Source organism: Rhizobium sp. AN68 (genome assembly GCF_030758035.1).
Lineage (GTDB): Bacteria > Pseudomonadota > Alphaproteobacteria > Rhizobiales > Rhizobiaceae > Agrobacterium > Agrobacterium tumefaciens.
Genome location: NZ_JARWMI010000003.1, coordinates 818,105 through 838,552, shown reverse-complemented (window position 1 = coordinate 838,552; position 20,448 = coordinate 818,105). Strand labels below are relative to the sequence as shown.

22 protein-coding genes are annotated in these 20,448 nt (G+C 60.6%); 7 read left to right on the top strand and 15 right to left on the bottom strand.

What is annotated here, in order from left to right; genetic code table 11:
* Positions 1 to 31: 31 nt before the first annotated feature.
* The 7 genes from RBH71_RS17145 to RBH71_RS17115 all read right to left on the bottom strand — a co-directional run bounded on the left by RBH71_RS17145 (position 32) and on the right by RBH71_RS17115 (position 5,763).
* Positions 32 to 622 carry an HK97 family phage prohead protease gene (locus tag RBH71_RS17145; RefSeq protein WP_003512102.1) on the bottom strand — a complete coding sequence of 197 codons (591 nt, stop codon included), beginning with the start codon at positions 620 to 622 and terminating at the stop codon, positions 32 to 34.
* A 41-nt stretch (positions 623 to 663) separates the two neighbouring features.
* The gene (locus RBH71_RS17140; protein WP_003512100.1) at positions 664 to 984 is read right to left on the bottom strand and encodes a DUF6107 family protein; all 321 of its coding nucleotides are present in this window, start codon (positions 982 to 984) and stop codon (positions 664 to 666) included.
* A gap of 187 nt (positions 985 to 1,171) precedes the next feature.
* On the bottom strand, positions 1,172 to 2,338 hold the full coding sequence (locus RBH71_RS17135; RefSeq protein WP_003512098.1) for a phage portal protein: 1,167 nt from the start codon (positions 2,336 to 2,338) through the stop codon (positions 1,172 to 1,174).
* A gap of 186 nt (positions 2,339 to 2,524) precedes the next feature.
* Positions 2,525 to 2,848, bottom strand: a complete 324-nt coding sequence (locus tag RBH71_RS17130) for a Dabb family protein (RefSeq protein ID WP_003512096.1) — start codon at positions 2,846 to 2,848, stop codon at positions 2,525 to 2,527.
* 42 nt (positions 2,849 to 2,890) lie between these two features.
* Positions 2,891 to 3,529 (bottom strand): chitinase, encoded by a 639-nt coding sequence (locus RBH71_RS17125; protein WP_035251745.1) that lies wholly within the window; start codon positions 3,527 to 3,529, stop codon positions 2,891 to 2,893.
* Between the two features lie 450 nt (positions 3,530 to 3,979).
* Positions 3,980 to 5,239, bottom strand: a complete 1,260-nt coding sequence (locus tag RBH71_RS17120; RefSeq protein WP_003512090.1) for a DNA-packaging protein — start codon at positions 5,237 to 5,239, stop codon at positions 3,980 to 3,982.
* On the bottom strand, positions 5,236 to 5,763 hold the full coding sequence (locus RBH71_RS17115; RefSeq protein ID WP_003512088.1) for a hypothetical protein: 528 nt from the start codon (positions 5,761 to 5,763) through the stop codon (positions 5,236 to 5,238). The genes RBH71_RS17120 and RBH71_RS17115 overlap by 4 nt, the downstream gene beginning before the upstream one ends.
* 253 nt (positions 5,764 to 6,016) lie before the next feature.
* Here RBH71_RS17115 and RBH71_RS17110 point away from each other — a divergent pair, with 253 nt between their 5' ends.
* Positions 6,017 to 7,657, top strand: a complete 1,641-nt coding sequence (locus RBH71_RS17110; protein ID WP_013635730.1) for an alpha/beta hydrolase — start codon at positions 6,017 to 6,019, stop codon at positions 7,655 to 7,657.
* A gap of 26 nt (positions 7,658 to 7,683) precedes the next feature.
* Here the strand turns inward: RBH71_RS17110 and RBH71_RS17105 are convergent, their stop codons facing one another.
* On the bottom strand, positions 7,684 to 8,523 hold the full coding sequence (locus tag RBH71_RS17105) for an SDR family oxidoreductase (RefSeq protein ID WP_003512086.1): 840 nt from the start codon (positions 8,521 to 8,523) through the stop codon (positions 7,684 to 7,686).
* Positions 8,524 to 8,665: 142 nt separating this feature from the next.
* On the opposite strand from RBH71_RS17105, the gene RBH71_RS17100 reads away from it, so the two are divergent.
* Positions 8,666 to 9,031 (top strand): winged helix-turn-helix transcriptional regulator, encoded by a 366-nt coding sequence (locus RBH71_RS17100; RefSeq protein WP_003512085.1) that lies wholly within the window; start codon positions 8,666 to 8,668, stop codon positions 9,029 to 9,031.
* Between the two features lie 108 nt (positions 9,032 to 9,139).
* Here the strand turns inward: RBH71_RS17100 and RBH71_RS17095 are convergent, their stop codons facing one another.
* Complete coding sequence (locus tag RBH71_RS17095) at positions 9,140 to 9,571, bottom strand: Lrp/AsnC family transcriptional regulator (protein ID WP_003512084.1); 432 nt, start codon at positions 9,569 to 9,571, stop codon at positions 9,140 to 9,142.
* A gap of 147 nt (positions 9,572 to 9,718) precedes the next feature.
* Between RBH71_RS17095 and RBH71_RS17090 the strand changes: the two genes are divergently transcribed.
* Positions 9,719 to 10,819: a saccharopine dehydrogenase family protein gene (locus RBH71_RS17090; RefSeq protein WP_003512083.1), complete on the top strand. Its 1,101-nt coding sequence runs from the start codon at positions 9,719 to 9,721 to the stop codon at positions 10,817 to 10,819.
* 137 nt (positions 10,820 to 10,956) lie between these two features.
* Here the strand turns inward: RBH71_RS17090 and RBH71_RS17085 are convergent, their stop codons facing one another.
* Positions 10,957 to 12,417, bottom strand: a complete 1,461-nt coding sequence (locus RBH71_RS17085) for a protein adenylyltransferase SelO family protein (protein WP_035251743.1) — start codon at positions 12,415 to 12,417, stop codon at positions 10,957 to 10,959.
* A 177-nt stretch (positions 12,418 to 12,594) separates the two neighbouring features.
* Here RBH71_RS17085 and RBH71_RS17080 point away from each other — a divergent pair, with 177 nt between their 5' ends.
* The 3 genes from RBH71_RS17080 to RBH71_RS17070 all read left to right on the top strand — a co-directional run bounded on the left by RBH71_RS17080 (position 12,595) and on the right by RBH71_RS17070 (position 15,678).
* On the top strand, positions 12,595 to 13,665 hold the full coding sequence (locus tag RBH71_RS17080; protein WP_233283638.1) for a sensor histidine kinase: 1,071 nt from the start codon (positions 12,595 to 12,597) through the stop codon (positions 13,663 to 13,665).
* A 63-nt stretch (positions 13,666 to 13,728) separates the two neighbouring features.
* Entirely contained in the window at positions 13,729 to 15,447 is a 1,719-nt protein-coding gene (locus RBH71_RS17075) for a glycoside hydrolase family 32 protein (protein ID WP_003512079.1), read from the top strand.
* Between the two features lie 57 nt (positions 15,448 to 15,504).
* The gene (locus RBH71_RS17070) at positions 15,505 to 15,678 is read left to right on the top strand and encodes a hypothetical protein (protein ID WP_003512077.1); all 174 of its coding nucleotides are present in this window, start codon (positions 15,505 to 15,507) and stop codon (positions 15,676 to 15,678) included.
* Between the two features lie 22 nt (positions 15,679 to 15,700).
* Here RBH71_RS17070 and RBH71_RS17065 read toward each other — a convergent pair whose 3' ends face one another.
* Positions 15,701 to 17,089, bottom strand: coding sequence for an MFS transporter (locus tag RBH71_RS17065; protein WP_003512075.1), 1,389 nt, complete (start codon positions 17,087 to 17,089; stop codon positions 15,701 to 15,703).
* 175 nt (positions 17,090 to 17,264) lie between these two features.
* Here RBH71_RS17065 and RBH71_RS17060 point away from each other — a divergent pair, with 175 nt between their 5' ends.
* A complete protein-coding gene (locus RBH71_RS17060) occupies positions 17,265 to 17,513 on the top strand; it encodes a hypothetical protein (protein WP_003512073.1) in 249 nt (82 codons plus the stop codon).
* Positions 17,514 to 17,541: 28 nt separating this feature from the next.
* On the opposite strand, the gene cueR is transcribed toward RBH71_RS17060, so the two are convergent.
* From cueR to RBH71_RS17040, 4 genes are all read right to left on the bottom strand, one after another.
* Entirely contained in the window at positions 17,542 to 17,967 is a 426-nt protein-coding gene (gene cueR / locus RBH71_RS17055) for a Cu(I)-responsive transcriptional regulator (protein WP_003512071.1), read from the bottom strand.
* A gap of 139 nt (positions 17,968 to 18,106) precedes the next feature.
* Complete coding sequence (locus tag RBH71_RS17050; protein ID WP_003512068.1) at positions 18,107 to 18,715, bottom strand: class I SAM-dependent DNA methyltransferase; 609 nt, start codon at positions 18,713 to 18,715, stop codon at positions 18,107 to 18,109.
* Between the two features lie 34 nt (positions 18,716 to 18,749).
* A complete protein-coding gene (gene blaOXA, locus RBH71_RS17045; protein ID WP_003512067.1) occupies positions 18,750 to 19,571 on the bottom strand; it encodes a class D beta-lactamase in 822 nt (273 codons plus the stop codon).
* A gap of 150 nt (positions 19,572 to 19,721) precedes the next feature.
* Entirely contained in the window at positions 19,722 to 20,201 is a 480-nt protein-coding gene (locus RBH71_RS17040) for a YcgN family cysteine cluster protein (protein WP_003512065.1), read from the bottom strand.
* Positions 20,202 to 20,448 lie beyond the last annotated feature (247 nt).

The following is a 20,448-nucleotide window of genomic DNA, read 5'->3' as shown; positions in this document are numbered from 1 at the left end:
ATCCTTGTTTTCGGAAGTGTTTGGGAGGAAGTCAGCGTTTGAAGGCTGTGTCGAAAAGCGAACGCGCCGCGCGGCGCATGGTGCGCATCAGCTCGGTTTCGCGGTCGCGGAAGAAGCGGGCGTGTTTGACATCCGATACCCGCGCGGACGGCAGCATCGGAAAGGTCACCACAGAGATTTCCCAGAGATCGGCCTCAAGAATGCGCCTGACGCCAGAGCGTGCCGCCTTGCCGGAGCGCCCCTCCTTGCTGGAACGTACCGTGCGAAAACCGATCGACAGCCCGTCCAGCGCGCCTGTCTTCATCAGCGAATGGACCTCGCGCGAACGCGCGACGCCGGGGGCGAGAACACCTTCCACGTAAAGCCCGCGCTGATCCTCGCGGATGGTACGCCATGCGCCGATCGGCTCGGCCGGATCGTGCTGGTAGAGCATCCGGATACCGCCCGCACCCCGTTCCTCGATGGAGCGGCGGAAAGCGCCGCGCTCGATCACGTCGCGGCCGAGATCGACCTCGCCGAAGACGCTGGCATAACCGGAAAACGTGCCGTCGCCAGCTATGCCGCGCAGTTCCAGATTGGCGAATTTGCGCGTGGCGGGGCGCGGCCCGCGATAGACGTGCATGGGAAACTCCTGCGATGTGAAAAGGGGGTGCCGCGTGGAGGCTAAGCGCGCGGACGGGCGTTGTAACGGTCGGCCACGCGCACCAGCAGGCCAAGCCCCCACCAGGCCACCATGCTGGCAGCGGCAGAGCCCGCCACCATGATTTCCCGGCCTGAAAGCGCGCCGGCAATCTCGAGTTGCTGCACGATCCACAGGCCCACGGGGCCGCCGAAGATCATGCCGCAGGAGACGCCGGTCACGAAACGGCTCGCCGCCTCGCGTTTGCTTTTCGGCAGGAGGTAGACGAGCGACACACCCGCGCCTGCGACGGCACCGGTGATGCGGGCGGCCCAGATGCCGCCTTCATTGGCGAATTCAGACATGGGTAATCATTCCGGTTTAGGATGTGAAAAATCGGACAGACGCGTCGCGTCGCCCGCAGGTCGGGTGTGCAGTTTCAAAACGCCATTTCGCGAGTCTTCAGAATCGCTTGAACGGCGAACCTCACAAAACGATTCCGCTGGTTCAGAATTTGGTCGAAGACGCGGCCAGGTGGCTCAAGCACGGTGGCTAATACCCCACCGCCTCCCGCTTTTCCTCGTCGGTCAGAAACGACGCTGCGCCGATCCTTGTCCACAGGGCGTCCCGCTCACCGGCAAGACCGGCGATCCTGTCGAGATCCGGTTCCAGCCGCAGCCCGGAGCCGAAAATCGGCGATAGCCAGCCGCAGAGCCGTGCCGCCGTGCGGTTGACCAGCGGCAGCACGGTGAGACGATAAAAAGCGCGGTTTGCCTCCTGGTAATTGGCATAGGTATTGTCGCCGGGAATGCCGATCAGCATCGGCGGTACGCCGAGTGCAAGCGCTATGTCGCGTGCGGCACCGTTGCGCGCTTCCAGAAAATCCATGTCGCGCGGCGAAAGCCCCATGGCCTTCCAGTCGAGACCGCCTTCCAGAAGAAGCGGCCGGCCTGCATTCATCGCGCCCTGATAACCTTCCTCCAGCTCGCGCTTCAGCCGCTCATATTGCTCGGTGGAGAGATTGCCACCCTCCTTTGGCTGATAGACCAGTGCACCGGAAGGGCGAGCGGAATTGTCGAGCAGACGTTTGTTCCACTGGCTTGCGGCATTGTGCAGATCGAGAGCCGCGCCCGCCGAAGCAAGTGGCGCGAACCCGGCCCGATCGTCCAGCGGATGAAAAAGCTTCAGGTGCAGCAGCCCCAGCCCGTCACGTTCAGAGGCAATGCGCCTGATGGCGCGGCCCTCGGCACGATAATCGTAACCCACGGGCCAGCCATCCGCGCCTTCGATGATGCTCACCCGGTCCGGCCGCAGAAGATGCAGCTCGCGCAGTCGTTCGCCGACCACTAGCGGCTCGATATAGGCGTTGCCAGCCAACATCAGATGGCCATACAGCGTCTCGAAAAAGTCCGGCCCGCCCAAATGAGCGCTCGGCTTGCCTAGAAGTGCGAGCAGCGAATGATCGCCGATCTCCTCATCGCCATCGTAAAGCAGCCAGCTCACCGATGCGGAGGCTTCTGCCACCATGCGGGCGGCGCGGTGCGCTACCGGGTTTTTCATGAAGCCCTCGCGGGCGAGTGCGGCATAGGAGCGGCCGGTCCAGAATGCCTGCCCACCCTGCGCCGCAACCGCCATGAAGCCGCCCGCCGCTGTCTTGCGTTCAGGCACGGCTCTGCCATCCGCCGGGCGCCGCCACGGCAGGGAAAACGGAAATCGCATGGAATTGTCCTTGTTTTAATGCGGGCTCAGTTTCCCGCCAGGCACTCATCCCTGTGCTCGTGACAGGGATTCAGCCAGCCCAAGTTTTTGGACTGAAAGCACTCTTTTTGCCGCGCAGACGCGCGTCGGCTGGCTTCCTGTGACAGGCTCAGGAATGAGGGTGGAGGGCCCGAGTCTTGACGAAACTTACCGGATTGGCGCTTTCACTGCCGTATCGCTGTTGAAATCAGCGGCAACCCGCGTCTCGCGCAGCGGCTTCACCGTGCGCGTCGAAAGATCATAAGCGGGGTCGGCTTTGTAGGCGGCGAGCGCCGCCTCGTTTTCGAACTCTCCATAGACGATGAAATCGACCGAATTGCCCCATTGGTCCTTCTTCACATTCTCGCCGATTTCCAGCTTCAGCGAATGCGGTATGGCGGTGAGGCCGGAGAGCCCCTTGCGCACGGCGTCGCGGTTTTCCTCGGGAACGGTGAAAAAAACGATATGGCGGATCACGGTGTCACCTGTCATGCAAATTCGAATATGGCCCTTGCGGCGCTTGCTAACGGGTTATCATCTGGCCCGCGCCGGTTCAATCCGCGCCGCCAAAAGGGCGCGATGAAATGCCCGGCCGTAGTCCCCGACAAGCCGTGCCCGGTCGCGGCCATTGATGATGGCGCGCGCGCCCTCCCAATCCTCACGCTTGCCCTCGAACACATCGGCAAGTTTCCGGCCGGTAAAGCTGCCGGCTATCATGCAGTGGATCAGGATCGCGGTTGCCACATCCGGTTCCATGGCGCGCTCGGGACGCTCCAGAAGGTCCACACCGGTCAGCTGCGACATGGCCTCGTAATTGCGGCGATGCGTCAGTTGCACGAAACCGCGCCCGAGCCAGCTTTTGCCCTCGGCGTCTGGCCGCCAATAGGGTTTGCGCACCATGGGCAGCCTGCCTGCCGCAAAGGCCCGGTCCAGCCTTGCGATCGCCTCGGCATCGTTTGCCGCCAATGTCTCGCGCACCGGCTGCATGGTCGCAGCCGTCTCGTGAAAAGTGGTGGCCAGCATGTAGGCGAGCCAGCGGGGATCACCGCCCGGCAGGGCCTTGCCGAAGCCGGCCAGGATCGTCTTCGTGCCGTCAAGCTGTGCAGCTCGCAGGCGACCACCGTAGATGGAAATTCGCACCGACGCGAAGAATCGCGCCTCGTCATAGGCCACAGCCGGCTCCTGAAAATCGGGGGCGATATCACCCTTTGTTTTTTCCACATGACGGCCGTCAGAACTAAATCGATTTGAAAAAATCCTAATCGATTTTAATCCGCTGACCGGGGTTTTGAGGTAAAAAATTCCTTGAGTTGCGGAACCTTAGCGCGCTAACTCCATTCACCGCGCACTTCCGCAGCGTTGACCATTCAAGGAGGAATGCCACCATGACAGCGACAATCCCCCAGACCGTTTATGACCGGCTTGAAAACGAGTGGCGCCAGATGCGCGAAACCGGTTCTCAGCCGAAACCCACGCAGTCTCCGAAGAAGTAGGATCTGCCAGACGTCCGATTTTGGGCGTTGACGGCGACCCGGATTTCTTCTCCCCGTCGGGGAGAAGAACCAATATGCATCGGCTAGATAGGCAATTGGCTCTCATTCATGGGGCCAATTAGCGCCTATATCACATTCCGCGCACCCTCGGCTCACTCGCCACAGTCGTCGTCAACGCCGTTATTGCCCAGACCAGCGCATCCAGCCGGTCGGGCGAGCGTCCGGATGAAAGGCCGTCAGGTCCGAAATCCGCCATCTGGTCGGTTAGTTTTTCAAACCGTGCGGCGTGGCGTACCCTGCCCTGTTCGTAGAGTGCCGCCACCGGCTCGGCGCGGGTGAACTTGCCCCGGCTTGCCCGCACCAGGGTCAGCGGCAGATTGGCGTCTATGCTCTGCAACATTGCCCGCACCATCTCGCCGCCCTGATTGACTTCCGCAACCACCCGGTCGCCCTCATGACGGCGAACGGCGGCGACAACGGCCCGCGCCCAGCCGCCCGGTGTTTCACCTTCCACCGAACAATCCGCAAGCACGACCAACTTGCCTGATATGCCAAGCCCGGCCGCCACGATGCCGCAGCAGGAATTTTCACCGATACCGGCGGGCGGGTCTACCGCGACCACGATCCGCGCCAGCGACTCATGGTCGGTTTCCACAATTGCTTCCAGATCGGCACGTTTCCACAGCGCGCCTTCGCGCTCATCAATCAGTTCGCCGCCGATTTCCTGACGCCCCAGCCGCGTACCGCCGTAACGGTCGTGCATGGCTTTCAGGAAACCCGGTGAGAGATTTTGCGCATTCATCGCCGTCGGCATTTTGGCCACCCGGCTCGAAGGGTCGGCGAGAAGCGCCTTCAGGAGGGGAATGGGCCGTGGCGTCGTCGTCACCAATTGCCGTGGGGCCTCACCAAGACGCAGGCCAAATTGCAGCATGTCCCAGGTTTCCTGCGGATATTTCCATTTTCCAAGTTCATCGGCCCAAGCCATGTGAAATTGCGGGCCGCGCAGGCTTTCTGGGTCTTCAGAGGAAAACACCTGCGCCATGGCCCCGTTTGGCCAGATGAGCCGGCGGCGCGATACCTCGAAGGCGGGGCGGCAACGGCGGGCGATACGGCAGATACCGGAAATGCCGTCGATCATCACCTCACGGGCATCCCCCAGGGTTTCCGCAACAAGCGCGATGCGCAGATCAGATTGCTTGCCGGCGGACGCAATCCTGTGCACCCATTCGGCCCCGGCGCGGGTCTTGCCGGATCCTCGCCCGCCGATCAGAAGCCACGTCCGCCAGTCACCCTCAGGCGGCTGTTGCGGCAGGTTGCCGATGAAACGCCAGTCGCGCAGAAGGGTGAAGACCTGCTTTTGCAGTTGGGGTTCGCTCGAAACATCCGTCATGTGTCAGCTTCTGTAGATGGACTACGAGCCAGATCTGCCTCCAGCCTCGCGCGGCATTTCTGTTCCGCCAGTTCGTCGATGCGTTTGAGGAAATGCGCCACCGCCATTTCGTAATCTTCGGTATCGGCTTCGTCCTCGCCGGCAAGAGCCTGCCTCTCTTCTGCCAGCACCCGTTGCAGGGCATCGATCCGTTCCAGTGTGCGCACAATCAGCGAAAGCTGATCCGTTGCGGCCTTCACGTCGGCGCGCGCCTGTTTGCCCGAGGCATCCTCCACCGTTGATAAAAATGCCGCTTCGCTTGTCTGCCGCAGGTTGCGGTACATGCAGAACTGTTCGCGCATCTCCACCGTCAGCTCGTTCAGCAATTGCCGCAGATTGCCATTGCGCGCCGCATCTTCGGCAGCCAGCTTGTCGGCCCGCGATTTTATCTCGGGTGCGGCCTCCAGCCTGCCCTCGCCGCCATAGGCGCAGCTTTCCTGCCAGACGCCGTGGAGCGCCAGATCGCAATTGAGGATATTTGCCATGAGGTGGACCTGCGAGAGAAATGACGTGTCGCGGAAAAAGCATCGGTTAAACCGACCTTTGCCGCTCAGCCGCAAATCTCCGACTGTGACCTAAACCTATCAAACCACCGTCACGCTGTAAAGGATTATTTTCCTATAATTGTGATTTTTATCCTGCTAACAGGGTTTGCACCCTCGCCCTGCGCATACTACACTCGTGCCAGACGGCGGGAAAAAGGGGCAAGTCAAGTTGTTGAAACAATGGGTTGGGCGGTTGTTTGCGGGTCTTTCGGCAACCGGCATCGTCTTTGGCACTATTCTGTTCTGCGCTTCGCTCACGCCGTCTCTTCTGCCGCGCACATGGCTGATGCAAGGTGTGCTGTGCGGATTTTCCTTTGCCATCGGTTATCTGATCGGCGTGGCGCTCACCGCCATCTGGACCTACCTGGAATTGCCCCACCCCTCGCGCCATAACCGGCGCAGCATCCGCTTTCTCATCGCCCTTGCCAGCGCGATAACGGCGATCGCGTTTCTTTGGCAGGCGAAAGACTGGCAGAATTCCATCCGTATCCTGATGGAGCTAGATCCGTTGCCCAGCGCCCACCCCACCAAGACCGGCGGCGTTGCGGTGCTGGTCTCCGCCCTCCTCATCGGCGCTGGACGGCTTTTCCAGCTCATCCGGCGATTCTTCTCGGTGCGCAGCCGTCACTTCCTGCCGCGCCGGCTCGCCAATGTGCTCGGTATAGCCGCCGCCATCGTGCTGTCATGGATGCTGCTGAACGGTCTGATCTTCGATATCGGCCTGAAGTTTGCCGATTCCTCGCTGAAACAGGTGGATGCGCTGATCGAGCCGGATGTACCGCGCCCTTCCGATGCGCTCAAAACCGGCAGCAGCGCTTCCCTGATGACATGGGAATCGCTTGGCCGCAGAGGCCGCGAATTCGTGGCCGGCGGGCCGGAGGCACAGGAGATTTCCGCCTTCACCCACCGCCCGGCCAGGGAACCGCTCAGGGTCTATGCAGGCCTGAATTCTGCGGCAACGCCCGAGGAAAGGGCAGCACTTGCGCTGGAGGAGCTGAAGCGGGTTGGCGGGTTCGAGCGCAAGGTGTTGCTGGTCGTCATTCCCACCGGCACCGGCTGGATCGATCCGGAAGCGCTTGATACGGTCGAATATCTGCACGACGGCGATATCGCCAGCGTTGCCGTGCAATATTCCTATCTTTCCAGCTGGATCGCGCTTCTGACCGAACCGGATTACGGTGTGGAAACGGCGCGCGCGCTGTTTCAGGCCGTCTACGGTTACTGGACCACCCTGCCGAAGGAGACGCGCCCGAAACTCTATCTGCACGGGCTGAGTCTCGGTTCGCTGAACTCGCAGAAATCATCCGATCTTTACGACGTGCTCTCGGACCCGTTCCAGGGTGCGCTGTGGAGCGGTCCGCCCTTTTCCAGCCCCACATGGCGCATGGCCACCAATGGGCGCGTGGCGGGTACGCCGGAATGGCTGCCGCGTTTCCGCGATTCCTCGGTCATCCGCTTCGCCAACCAATATACCACTGCGCATATGCCTGATGCGAAGTGGGGCCCGATGCGCATCGTCTATCTGCAATATGCCAGCGACCCGATCACCTTCTTCGAGGCCGCATCGCTTTACCGGCGACCGCAATGGATGGTTCATCACGGCCCTGACGTCTCCACATCCTTCCGCTGGTTCCCGGTCGTGACCCTGCTGCAGCTCGGTCTTGATGTTGCCGCCGCCACCACGGCGCCGATCGGTTACGGCCATGTCTACGCGCCGGAGCACTATATCGATGCTTGGATGGAGGTAACCGCACCGCAGGGCTGGAATGCGGATGATATCCAGCGGCTGAAGATGTTGTTCAAGGCCCGCCGCGGCTCCACCGATCCGGCGTGACGCGACGGGCGTGTGGTTTCTGAGCGTCAGTCCTTCAGCGCGGCCACATGGTCGGCCACATAGGTTTCCAGCGAGCGCGGTGCGTGGCCGGTCAAAGTCTCGACATCACCGGTGACCGCCGACGTCCAGCCTTCGCGCACCGGATAGAAGATCGACGCGAGGAAGGCGGCGTAATCCTTCGGAACGCCAGCGCCGGTCAGAATGCCGATAAAAACATCGTCCGAAACCGCGCTATAGCCGACCGGCTTGCCGATGGCCTTCGAGATGATCGTGGCCGCCTCGCCGTAACTGAAAGCCTTCGGCCCGGTCAGGTTGAACGCCTTATTGTCGAAAGCCGTCGAGGTCAGCGCTGCCGCTGCACTGTCGGCGATATCGCGCACGTCGATGAAGCTCGACTTGCCCTCACCTGCCGGAACGGCGATCTGGCCGTGTTCGATGCCGGCCTTCCAGTAGGTGTGGAAATTATCGGCAAACCAGTTGGGGCGCAGAATGACGTAAGGCGCGCCGGAAGCGATGATCTTCAGTTCCACCTGGCGATAGGGAATGGAATCGTCGGCATCGACGCCGAAGACGCTGAGGAACACGATCTTCACATTGCGGCGGGCAGCTTCCTCGACAACCGGCGTCAGCGCGTCGATTGCATCCAGACGCCCGCCAGCCAGGATCAGAAACAGGCGATCAACGCCATCGAAGGCATCCGTGTAGGTCGAGGCGTCGGTATAATCGAAGCGCACCCCTTCCGCGCCTTCGGCTGCCTTGCCGGTGCGCGAGGCCGCTTTCACGCTTTCGCCCCTGGCCAAAAGCGCCTTTACCAGCGGCGTGCCGATGGTGCCGGTGGAACCGATTACGAGTATCTTGCCAGTCATCTCAAATCTCCGTAGTATCCAGTAGAAACCATGTTTCGAAAACATACGTACTGCGTATTCGAAATCAGGAAAAGAGAGCACTTTCCGGTTATCTGGTATCCTCAAGGAAACCGACCCGGGCTTTTCAGAGCGGGATGAGACGATGGAACATGTCTATGACGTTTACGAGGATCGCTGCCCCACACGCATGGTGCTGGACAGGATCGCTGACAAATGGGCGCTGCTGATCCTCGACAAGCTGCGGGTGGACGCGGTGCGCTTCAACCTGCTGCGGCGGGAAATCAAGGGCATTTCGCAGAAGGTTCTGTCTCAGACGCTGAAAAAGCTCGAGCGCGACGGCCTGATTTCGCGGCAGGCCTTTCCGACGGTGCCGGTCACGGTCGAATATTCCCTGACGCCGCTCGGGCGCACGCTGACCGACACGGTTGCGGCACTGGCCCACTGGGCGGAGGGCAATATGGACGCGGTGCTGGCGGCACAGAAGGCTTATGACGAGAGGGGTGGGTAGGGTAAGGCAGACCCCCGCCTTCCTGATTTCTGTGCTTGTCAAAGGGATGAGGGAGACGAGAGCATTGCGCGCACTCGTCCACCTTTTACCTGCCAAACCCTCCAACACCTACCGAGAAATCCGCGTGGAAAGAATGATCGACGATAGCGTGCGTTCCACGCCGTCCAGCGCGCCGATCCTGTCGATCAACCGGTCAAGGTCGAGAATGGAAGGTGCTGCCAGAATGGCGATCAGGTCGAAAGTGCCGCTGACCGAATGCAGCGTTGTCACCTCCTTGATGGCGGTGAGCGCCGCCGTCACGCCGGGCAGCGCCTTTGGCCCGATGGTGATCAGCACATGGGCGCGCACCAGCCCGGAAAGATAGCTTTCCGAAAGTCTCAGGCCATAACCGGCGATCACCCCTTCGGCCTCGAGCCGCTCGATGCGAGCCTGCACGGTGGTGCGCGAAAGGCCGAGTTTGCGGGCCAGTTCCGCCACCGGCATGCGGGCGTTTTCGGAAAGCAGGGCGAGCAGCGCCCGGTCCTTGTCGGCAATCGTCATAGTGACCAATCCTGTCGTCTAATTGTCCAATATTAACCCACTATCCGCACATAGTGAAGCTGCGAATCGTCCAAAAAAGCTGGCATTCTGTCTATGAAGCGCATCCGGTGCGCAGAGGCATATAAATTTACTGCGGGGAACAAAAACATGAAAAACATCGTCGTCATCGGCGCGGGCAATATCGGTTCAGCCATCGCCTGGATGCTGGCTGTCACCGGCGATTATCGCATCACGGTTGCCGATCGCTCGGCAGACCAGCTGACGAATGTGCCGGCGCATGAGCGTGTCGACACTGAAATCGTCGACATTGGCGACCGTCCGGCGCTGGAAGCGCTGTTGAAAGGCAAGTTTGCCGTGCTTTCCGCTGCCCCCTTCCACCTGACGGCGGGCATTGCGGAAGCTGCGGTTACAGTCGGCACGCATTATCTCGATCTGACTGAAGACGTCGAATCCACCCGCAAGGTCAAGGCACTGGCGGAAACGGCTGAGACCGCGCTCATTCCACAATGCGGCCTTGCCCCCGGTTTCATCTCCATCGTCGCCGCAGATCTTGCCGCCCGGTTCGACAAGCTGGACAGCGTGCGCATGCGTGTCGGCGCGCTGCCGCAATATCCGTCCAATGCGCTCAACTACAACCTTACCTGGAGCACGGACGGGCTGATCAACGAGTATATCGAGCCCTGCGAAGCCATCGTCGAAGGCCGCCTCACCGCCGTTCCGGCGCTGGAAGAGCGCGAAGAGTTCTCGCTCGACGGCGTGACCTATGAGGCCTTCAACACCTCGGGCGGCCTCGGCACGCTATGTGCGACGCTGGAAGGCAAGGTGCGGACGATGAATTACCGCACCATCCGTTATCCCGGCCATGTCGCGATCATGAAGGCGCTTTTGAACGACCTCAACCTGCGCAACCGCCGCGATGTGCTGAAGGACCTGTTCGAAAACGCCCTGCCCGGCACCATGCAGGACGTGGTCATTGTCTTCGTTACCGTCTGCGGCACCCGCAACGGCCGGTTCCTGCAGGAAACCTATGCCAACAAGGTTTATGCCGGCCCCGTTTCCGGCCGGATGATGAGCGCAATCCAGATCACCACCGCAGCCGGTATCTGCACCGTTCTCGACCTGCTTGCGGAAGGCGCCCTGCCGCAGAAGGGGTTTGTCCGGCAGGAAGAAGTGGCCCTGCCGAAATTCCTGGAAAACCGGTTTGGAAGATATTACGGCGCGCATGAGCCGCTGGCCCGGGTTGGGTGAGTTAACGGGAGCAATCGGCCCCGACACTATCATCCTCGGGCTTGTCCCGAGGATCTAACGTCTCACGAAATCGATAGGTAGCAGATGCTCGGGGCAGGCCCGAGCATGACGACGAGCGGCGGAATGCCTCTCCCAAATCACGTCCCGCAAAAGGTCCGAAACACCTTCTCATCGCTCATCGGCGGCTGCATGTAGACGAAATTGTCCGGCCGTTCCTCAAATGGCGTGGCAATCGCCGCCAGCATGGCGTGGAACGGTTCGAAATCGCCGTCTTCCACCGCCGCCTCGATCAGTTCCTCGATGCGGTGGTTGCGGGGAATTATGGCCGGGTTGACGGCGAGCATCGCCCGCGACCTCTCGGAGGCAGAAACTTCATCCCGCCCGGCCCGCTCCTGCCAGCGCGCCAGCCATGCATCCGCCGCCGCGATATCGATGAACATGCCGCGAAACGGCTCGGCATCGCCCTCTACCGCGTGAGAAAGACGCCGGAAGGTCAGCGTATAATCGGCTTCCGATGCCTGCATCAGCGAAAGAAGCGCCTGCACCAGCTCGATATCGCCCTCCTCTTCGCCCGTCAGCCCAAGCTTTTCGCGCATGCCGGCAAGCCAGCGCTTGGGAAACGCGGCGGCGAAATCAGCGAGCACGGCGTTTGCGAGTTCGGCTGCTTTCTCCACTTGAGGGTCAAGCAGCGGCAACAGGCATTCCGCCAGCCTTGCAATGTTCCATTGGGCGATACCCGGTTGATTGTTGAAGGCGTAGCGCCCCTGTGCGTCGATGGAGGAGAACACCTTGTTCGAGTTGTATTCGTCAAGGAAGGCGCATGGACCGAAGTCTATCGTCTCGCCGGAGATCGCCATATTGTCGGTATTCATCACGCCGTGGATGAAGCCAACCATCATCCATCGGGCGATGAGTTCGCACTGCCTCTGAGCGATGCCCTGCAACAGGGCGAGATAGGGATTGTCCGCGTTTTTCACTTCGGGATAGTGGCGGTCAATCACATAATCCGCAAGATTTCTGATCCCCTCATCATCCTCGCGCGCGGCGAAGAACTGGAAGGTGCCGACCCTGATATGGCTTGCCGCAACACGGGTGAAAACCCCGCCCGGCAGACCCACCTCGCGCTGCACCCTGTCACCGGACAGGACGGCGGCGAGCGCCCTTGTCGCGGGAACGCCGAGCGCGAACATTGCCTCGGAGACGATATATTCGCGTAGCACCGGGCCGAGCGCCGCGCGCCCGTCGCCCCTTCGCGAAAACGGCGTCGGGCCGGAGCCCTTCAGCTGGATATCCCGACGTTTGCCGTGTTTGTCGATGACTTCACCGAGAAGAATGGCACGACCATCGCCGAGCTGCGGCACGAAACCGCCGAACTGGTGGCCGGCATAGGCCATCGCCAGCGGCTCGGCCCCTTGCGGTACCACATTGCCGGAAAAGATCGCCGCCAGCCTGTCGTCGTCGAGGCCTGAGACGTCGAGAAGAAGCTCGTCTGCCAGCGCCCGATTGAAGGCGATGAGGCGTGGCGCCTTCACCGGCGTTGGCAAGACGGCGGCGCTGAACCTTTCCGGCAGGCGGGCATAGGAATTGTCGAATCTGATCACGGGTAAACTCCCTGCTTTTACCTGATATGGCCCTTTTTCCGCCCGGTTGCGAGGGGTGAATAGCCACAATTACGGGAAGCCGCAGCGGAGTTTGGAAAAATCAATTTGAACTACAGGTATATTTGAACATACAAACATCCAATGAATGAGCCGCAATGCAAGCAGGATAAATTCGTGCCAGAGTTCCCCTATGACGACAGTGAAATGGGCGAGGCCATCCGCCGCTTCGACTGGGCGTCGACAAGCACGGGGCCGATAGAGACATGGCCGGTATCACTCAAAACCACCGTGCAGATGATCCTCAAGCAAGGCCATGCAATCTGTCTGTTCTGGGGGCCTGACCTCAACATCGTCTACAACGACGCCTACCGCCCGTTTCTTGGGCTGAAGGAAGAGGGTGCGCTCGGCAAGCCGTTTCACATCATCTGGTCCGATGTCTGGAACGATGTGAAACCCTTCGTTGATCAGGCACTCTCCGGCAAGGGCACGTTCGCCGAGGACATGCATCTCGTCATGGACCGCAACGGCTACCCCGAAGACACCTACTGGACCTTTTCCTACAGCCCGCTTTACGACGACCAGGGCAAGATCGCAGGGCTGATAGACATAGCCGTCGACACGACCGGAGCGGTGCAGAGCCGCAGCCGGGAGGATCTTCTGCGGCGCGAACTCGTCCACCGGGTCAAGAATACGATGGCGATCACCACGGCGGTCGTCAGCGCCACCCTGCGCCATTCGCAGACGCTTGAGGATGCGCGCGACACCATCAAAAGACGTATCGCAGCACTCGGCAACGCCCAGAACCTCATTCATGCTTCGGGAAAGGGTGCCAGCATCTCCGCGCTTGTCCGCGAGTCCGTTTATCCGCATCTCGACGACAAGGCGCGCGTAACGATTTCCGGACCGGACATGGAAATCGCGCCGCAACAGGCGCTGGGCCTGTCTCTGGCCATTTATGAACTGGCCACCAACGCGATGAAATATGGCGCACTTTCCAACGAGAGCGGCAAAATCGAAATCTTTTGGACGCTGGACGAGGATGACCGCTTCGAACTGCGCTGGCGCGAGACGGACGGACCTGCGGTCAGGACGCCGACGCGTACGGGTTTCGGCTCGCGGCTGACCAACCAGATCGTTGCGGCTTACTTCTCCGGCGAAGGCCGCACCTTCTATCATCCAGACGGGCTGCTGTTCGAGCTGGATGGCAAATACGAGGCTGGCGACGGCGAAACCTCTGGCGGTTGAACTTTCTTTCGTCCCATTCGTTGCGTTTCCTGAACCAAAGTAGCCGCAACGAAAGGAACGGGAATGACCGTCGTTGAAGCCGTAGCCGCCGAGCCGGAAAGCGCAATCCGCATCTTGCACACCGATCTGCCTGTTAACGCCACTTTCCATGTATGGCTGAAGGCGAAAAAACCGGCGGAACCCGGCGCCGTCTCCTTTTCCAATCCGAATGGAAAATTCGCTGAGGTTTCAAGCCTCAACACGGAAGAGTTCGGATTTAGAATCTATCAGGTCTTCGGCGGCGGCCATGTGGAACTGAGCTACGATACTGTCACGACCGCCGTTTCCGTCATCTACTGGTTCACCGCCGCCGACGTGCTGGAAACCGGCATAACCGTCGTCCATACCAAGCCGGACAATGCCGCACCGGAACTGCCTGACAGCTACCACTTCCGCCCGCCCTTCGGCTGGATGAACGATCCGAACGGCTTTGGCCGGTTCGAAGGACGGCCGCATCTGTTCTACCAGCATTATTCACACGGGCTGCGCTGGAACACCATGCATTGGGGCCACGCGGTTTCCTCCGATTACCTGCGCTGGCGGCATCTGCCGATCTTCCTCTTCCCTTCCGAGGACCTGACGACGCGGCCGGACAAGCGCGGCGGCGCTTATTCCGGCTCGACAATTCCTTTGGTCGAAGGTTCGGGCATCCGCGTGTTCTTCACCGAGCAGGTGCAGGATCGCATTCCCGAACAGCAGATCCAGCTCACCGCCACTTCTTCCGATCTCATCATGGCCGGACAGGCCGAAGTCATTCTCGGCCATCGCCCGGACGGACAGGGGCTGACGCCGGACTTCCGCGATCCTTACGTCTTTCGCGGCCCGGATGGACTTTGGAAAATGCTGCTCGGAAGTCAGAGCGACGGTGGCGGCGTCATCCTGCTTTACGAGACGCTGGACCCGACGGCGGCGTCAGGCTGGACCTATGTGGGCAAGCTTTGGGTGGAAACGCGCTACAAGACCACTGCCATTGAATGCCCCTGCCTTCTGCCGCTCGACGGCCCGGCCAATGCCCGATCCACGCGCTGGGTTCTGGTCTATGGGTTGATGCATTCCGAAGACCCTGAAACCGGCCGCAAGAACCTGACCATGGCCGATGTCGGCTGGTTCGACGGCAAGGTCTTCACCAAGGAATTTGGGCAGGAGCTGGATTTCGGCACCGACAATTACGCCTTCCAGGCGTTTCTGGATGGCGACAGCATCATCGGCATCGGCTGGCTCGCCAATTGGGCGGATGCCAATCCGGAGATCGATTTCCCGACATCCATGACGCTGCCGCGCCGGATCCACTATTCGAACGGCGAGCTACTGACCCCGCCAATCGGTGCGGCGGAAAGCCTGCGAAGCCATATTGTCGATCGCACGCGGCTGGCGGCCGGGGAGCGCGTCACCTTCATCAACGGTGCGGTGGAGATGCTGATCGAGCTTGCTTCGCCCGGCACACCGTTCGAGTTGGTGCTCGATCATCCCGTGGTCACACTGGGCCTCATCGCCGATGAAACGGGCCTGTGGATCCGCCATGATGACGGGCGCGATGGCCCCTCGCCGCACTATATCGCCAGAGGGGCAAGGGCCTCGCACATCCGCGTCTTTCTGGACTACGGATCCATCGAAGTGTTCGCCAACCGGGGCCGGTATGTGGGCACAAAACGCATAGAGGGTTTCGAGCCCGTGCGTTCAGCGCTCTTCAAGGCAGCGCCGGGGGCTGTAGTGCACGCCACCAGCTGGGCGCTGCGTCCGTGAGGAACCTTTTGGCGGATCTGCGGTTGATAAGCAGCAACCGCTCAAAGGAGAAACGGCATGACAAAAATCAGCGATTCCCGCGATCCCATCCTGTTTCCGACAGAAGCCAACGAAAACAAGACCGAGAAAAAACGCGCGGGCAAGGGTGTCGTCATCATTATTGGCGCAGTCGCGATCATGGCTTTCGTGGTGTATCTGGCGGCGATCACCATCGCCACCACGCAGTCTTAACCGCACACACGCCGCAGAGGCGTCAGCGCTGTCCGCTTCGCAAGCCGCGGGTTGTCAGGATCGCCAGAAGCGAGACGATGACACCCAGCCCATAGAGATAGAGCATCGGCATCGTTACATCCGCACGATCGATCTGCAGAACGAGATCGCTCGCGGCAGCGACGGTGCCGCTCGCGCCCGCACCGGCCGCGGCACCCAGCGTCGCGACCGTAGGCAGCAGCGCGCCCGTCATCTTGCGCTCCTCTTCCGGCGCGGCTTCCATGGCTGCCTGGCTGATGCCTGCCCAGGACATGCCGAAAGCTGAACCGATCAATATCTGCCCGATCAGCATTTCCGGCCAGTTCCCCGTCGCCAGCCCAAGCCCGAGCAGCGCACAGCCCGGCACCATCTGGTAGGGTCCGTAATGCAGGCAAAGCTGCCGCAGGCGGCCCGAACGCAGGCTGCCGATCAGCATTGCCACGAAGCTCCAGGCAAGCGGCATCGTCACGACAATAAAACCAGCGAAGGTCGGCTCATGGTGCCAGAGATTGATGGCGACATAAGCGAGATAGACGCTGCCGAGTGCATGGGCATAGGACATCAGGAACAGCACCCAGAAACCGCTGCCAAGTACCGTTTTCAACCGGAAGGAATCCCTGGGGAACAGGCCGGTGGAAGGCTGGGTGCCCGCCTTAAGCGACGCCCACAACAGTGCCGCACCAACCAGCAGCGACATGATGCGCAGACCGGCATCCTCAAAGGCGGAGGGTGCGGAGAAAGCCAATGCGCCAACGAGGCAAAGGAGCAGCGGCACCATCGGCTTGCGCGAGGTCGCGACCGACCGTTCCGCCGAGACCGCAATCGCCGTATAGGCCAGCAGCAGCACGATCAGCGGCGCAGACAGCAGGAATGTGGCGCGCCAGGAGATGTGCTCCGTGGCAAACCCGCCGGTGAGCGGCCCGACGAAGGACGCGACCGCCCAGATGGCCGCCTCGATGGCAAAGACCTTCGGCAGTAGAGCCGAGCGAAAGCCGGCAGGTATGAGGCTGTAACACACCGCCACGATCAAGCCATCGGCAAGTCCCTGCAACGCCCGGCCGATGACGACCCATAAAAAGCTGTCCGCGAGCGCCGACATGACGGAGCCGAAGGAGAAGATAAGGCAGCACAGGAATAGAACGCTGCGCGCGCCAAAACGCTCGCGAAACAGAACGGCGGTGACACCGCCTGCCACGGAACCGACGAAATAGAGGCTGTAGGCCCAGCTATAGAAGGCCGCGCCGCCAATCTCGCGCACCGCGACCGGCAGGGCCGTGACTACTGCAAACTGGTTGAAGGCATGCAGGCCGATACCGGAGGAAATGACGGTCAGAAGCGAGAGGTTCGCCCCACCAAGCAATTCCGACCAGCTATTTTTCTCCGTCATTTCCATACTCGTCAAAGCCGTATCCTTTCCATTCTTGCGATACGGCGGGCAAACTAGAACCTCAAGCACCATTGAGGTCAAGGCGCCTTTTCACCTATTCCACTCGAGCGAACTTGCAGGCATCAGGAACCCTCTGCCTCCCCGGTCGTTTGCGCAATGACCAGACAGAAAGGATACCACCATGGACCGCAAGAAAATCACACCTCTTAACGAAGACGCCATGGACGAGGAACTGCTCGATCTCGATATCGACGCCCTTCCGGCAAAGGGAGAAATTCCGCAGTCCATCGAACATGAAATCGAGGAAGAAGAGGCCGAGAGCGAGGACGACCCCTATCAGGAAAGCGACGAGGCCCTTCCCGATGACGCGGAAGAGCGCGTGATCGACCGCAATCCCTCGCGCGAAGGCGGTGCGTTCGACGAGGTTTAGGGACTGGCGGCGGGGCGGGATGCGGCCGTCAGTGGGCCTTCGCAGGCTTGTGGGCGGCCTTTTCGACGCCGGCCGCTAGATCATCGAGGATCGGGCAATCCGGCCGGTGGTCGCCGCCGCAGCAATGGGCAAGGTGGGACAGCGTCTTCACCATGCCCTTCATCTCGGCAATCTTCTGTTCGAGATCGGCGATATGGCCGAGCGCAATGTCCTTCACCGCCGAACTCTCGCGGCTCTTGTCCTGCCAGAGTTTCAGGAGCGTTTCGGTCTCCTCCAGCGAGAAGCCAAGCGTGCGCGCCCGCTTGATAAAGCGAAGATTATGCACGTCCTGCTCGCCATAGACCCGGTAGTTGTTGCCGGTGCGGGCGGCGGGGGTGATGAGGCCGATCTGTTCGTAATAACGGATCATCTTGGCGGAAACGCCGGATGCATCCGAAGCCTGTCCGATATTCATAATGCCACTTCCCTGGGGGCGACTTTCGCCCGTTTATGGCTACTATGTAAGGATTCCCATCATGGGAAGGTCAAGGGATAAGGACATTTTTTATCGCACACACAATCGTGAGTGCCTGGCAGGGCTCTGAATTCGATGGTTACGCCGCCACACGTCTGGCGAGATAAATCGTCGCCCCACCGCAATCGGGATCGTTGACGATGTGGTCGAGAAGTCGAAACCCGTGCGCGGCAAGCAGGCTTTCATATTCTTCGCGAGCGAGGCTGGCATGGTAAAGCGGCTTTCCCTGAAGGGTCCCCGTCGCTTCCCCGTGTCCCGGCCCGGCCGTGAACATCAGTGCGGCGCCGTCATTGGCGTGCTGCCGGAAAATACCGAACATGCGGCGCTGATCGTCGGCCTTCAGATGGAAAAAACTATGCCAGGCAATCAACCCGTCGAAGCGGCAACTCAACACAAGTTCACGCATATCGGCAACCACCCAGCGCTTTTCCGGAAATCTGGTGCGGCAGATTTCTATAAGGGGATATGATGTATCGATGCCGGTCACGTCATATCCGTTGCCGATGAAGTAGCCGGCGATCGGCTCGCCTGAACCGCAGCCGATATCGAGGATGGATCCGCCCTGCGGCAAAAGCGACGTGAACCGATCCAGCCAGGGTTTTTCGGCGAGGGAGCGACCGCGCAGCCTGTCGAAATCAACCCCATGGTCGGTGTAGAGCTTGATCACATCGTTGGAGGCATCCGCCATGTCCGCTTTTCCTTGGGGCTGGCCGGCTGTGTAATCATCTGTGCACCGCCAGCCGGGCAATATCGCGCAGGAAGGCGTCGCGCACTGCGGGGCCGAGCGGTTCACTCGAGGGCTTGTCGGCAACGCGAAGCCTTGCGAAGACGATGTGCTGGCCTTCGCGCTCCGCCCAGCCAACGAACCAGCCGAAGGGGCGGCTGCGGTCGGGGTTGCCTTTTTCGTCGCGCATGAAGCCCGTGCCGGTCTTGCCGTGCACGCTCCAGCTCTCCGGCGCATCGAACACCGGCACGATCGCCCGCGTCTTTGCCTGCGCGTCGCGCGAAACCGGCAGATTTCCGGCCAGAAGGCGGCGGATGAATCCCACCTGCTCGACCGGGGAAACGGTCAGGGAAGCGCCGAGCCAGGAATGGGTGAGACCGTTATTCTTGCCGGGTTCACCGGATACATCGGCATTGCCGTAACCCAGACGTTTGACATAGGCGGCGAATTTTTCCGGGCCGAGGCGGCGGGTGAGTTCGCGCGAATACCACAGCACCGAATCCTGCTCCCATATGGTCGGATCAACCGTCTTGCGGTCCTGCGCGCGGGCCTCCGTGCCGGGTTTCCAGTCCCATGCGGGGGTCTTGTCATCCAGCAGGATGCCGGCGTCATAACCGATCAGAGCCAACGGCACCTTGAAGGTGGAGGCCGGCGCCACGCGCTGATCGCAGGCGCCCTGCTGGTTGATGACAGCGCCGGTCTCGATGGAGGTGACCAGCGTGCATTCAAAAGCCTGCGATTGCTGGGCGGAGGCGGAAAGCGGCAGAATACCCTGAAGGGCAATGCACGAAAGAACGATGGCGGGCAGCCGATAGCGCATGCGTTTTGATGTCCCTCGTCCGCATTCTGCGGATCATATGCCGGAATGGATGAACGGCGGCCCTTGTTTCAGGCATGCCGTTCTTCCGAAACATGCCTTAAGAAAACGATGGGGCAGGAATAGGACCAACACGAAAATTGGCGACTTCCGTCAGCTATTCTCTTTTTCGCCCGCCGTCTCACCCACTGTGAGCGGCCAGTCCACCACATAATCCTCGAAATCGTCAACCTCCACGTCCAGCTCGTTGACGGTGCGGCCGCGCGCGGAAATGCCGGCCTGATGCACCGTGTTCACGTCGCCGGAGACGAGATAGTGCCACCAGTACAGATCCTTGCCATCGCGCACCAGCGCGTAGGCACAGGTGGGCGGCAGCCAGCGGATTTCGTGCACCTTTTTTAAATCAAGCTGGATACAGTCCGGCACGGTGGCGCGGCGGTTCTCATAGTCGGAGCACCGACAGCTTTCACCGTCGAGCAGCTGACAGCGGACCGACGTGAACACCACTTCGCCGGTGTCCCAATCTTCCAGCTTGTTCAGACAGCACAGGCCGCAGCCGTCGCACAGGCTTTCCCATTCCTGGCCACTCATCTCTTCCAGTGATTTGGTTTTCCAGAACGGCGCGTCATTCATCGTTAACATTTCCGTTCCATTTTGATCTCTTGGAGGGCAAGGTTTAACCGATCCCTAATCCTTAATATCGTATCGCCAAGGGCTGGTTTGTACGATATTTTAGCATTTTGGCGAGTGGCAAAGGGTCATTGACCCGCGAGAGGCCGCCGCGTCAAGCAATTCCAGCAGAACCATGTCATGGTTTTGCGTCCGGAATTGGATGAAGCGCAGAAACATCGACAATCCGCGTTGCGTTGAACAGGAAAAC

What these genes read in the sequence shown, in the direction of transcription:
- RBH71_RS17105 (WP_003512086.1), bottom strand. Translation starts at nt 8,523, where the DNA reads ATGACTGGCAAGATACTCGTAATCGGTTCCACCGGCACCATCGGCACG.
- RBH71_RS17040 (WP_003512065.1), bottom strand. Translation starts at nt 20,201, where the DNA reads ATGAATGACGCGCCGTTCTGGAAAACCAAATCACTGGAAGAGATGAGT.
- RBH71_RS17100 (WP_003512085.1), top strand. Translation starts at nt 8,666, where the DNA reads ATGGAACATGTCTATGACGTTTACGAGGATCGCTGCCCCACACGCATG.
- RBH71_RS17070 (WP_003512077.1), top strand. Translation starts at nt 15,505, where the DNA reads ATGACAAAAATCAGCGATTCCCGCGATCCCATCCTGTTTCCGACAGAA.
- RBH71_RS17090 (WP_003512083.1), top strand. Translation starts at nt 9,719, where the DNA reads ATGAAAAACATCGTCGTCATCGGCGCGGGCAATATCGGTTCAGCCATC.
- RBH71_RS17115 (WP_003512088.1), bottom strand. Translation starts at nt 5,763, where the DNA reads ATGGCAAATATCCTCAATTGCGATCTGGCGCTCCACGGCGTCTGGCAG.
- RBH71_RS17140 (WP_003512100.1), bottom strand. Translation starts at nt 984, where the DNA reads ATGTCTGAATTCGCCAATGAAGGCGGCATCTGGGCCGCCCGCATCACC.
- RBH71_RS17120 (WP_003512090.1), bottom strand. Translation starts at nt 5,239, where the DNA reads ATGACGGATGTTTCGAGCGAACCCCAACTGCAAAAGCAGGTCTTCACC.
- RBH71_RS17145 (WP_003512102.1), bottom strand. Translation starts at nt 622, where the DNA reads ATGCACGTCTATCGCGGGCCGCGCCCCGCCACGCGCAAATTCGCCAAT.
- RBH71_RS17060 (WP_003512073.1), top strand. Translation starts at nt 17,265, where the DNA reads ATGGACCGCAAGAAAATCACACCTCTTAACGAAGACGCCATGGACGAG.
- blaOXA (WP_003512067.1), bottom strand. Translation starts at nt 19,571, where the DNA reads ATGCGCTATCGGCTGCCCGCCATCGTTCTTTCGTGCATTGCCCTTCAG.
- RBH71_RS17075 (WP_003512079.1), top strand. Translation starts at nt 13,729, where the DNA reads ATGACCGTCGTTGAAGCCGTAGCCGCCGAGCCGGAAAGCGCAATCCGC.
- RBH71_RS17065 (WP_003512075.1), bottom strand. Translation starts at nt 17,089, where the DNA reads ATGGAAATGACGGAGAAAAATAGCTGGTCGGAATTGCTTGGTGGGGCG.
- RBH71_RS17050 (WP_003512068.1), bottom strand. Translation starts at nt 18,715, where the DNA reads ATGGCGGATGCCTCCAACGATGTGATCAAGCTCTACACCGACCATGGG.
- cueR (WP_003512071.1), bottom strand. Translation starts at nt 17,967, where the DNA reads ATGAATATCGGACAGGCTTCGGATGCATCCGGCGTTTCCGCCAAGATG.
- RBH71_RS17130 (WP_003512096.1), bottom strand. Translation starts at nt 2,848, where the DNA reads ATGACAGGTGACACCGTGATCCGCCATATCGTTTTTTTCACCGTTCCC.
- RBH71_RS17095 (WP_003512084.1), bottom strand. Translation starts at nt 9,571, where the DNA reads ATGACGATTGCCGACAAGGACCGGGCGCTGCTCGCCCTGCTTTCCGAA.
- RBH71_RS17135 (WP_003512098.1), bottom strand. Translation starts at nt 2,338, where the DNA reads ATGCGATTTCCGTTTTCCCTGCCGTGGCGGCGCCCGGCGGATGGCAGA.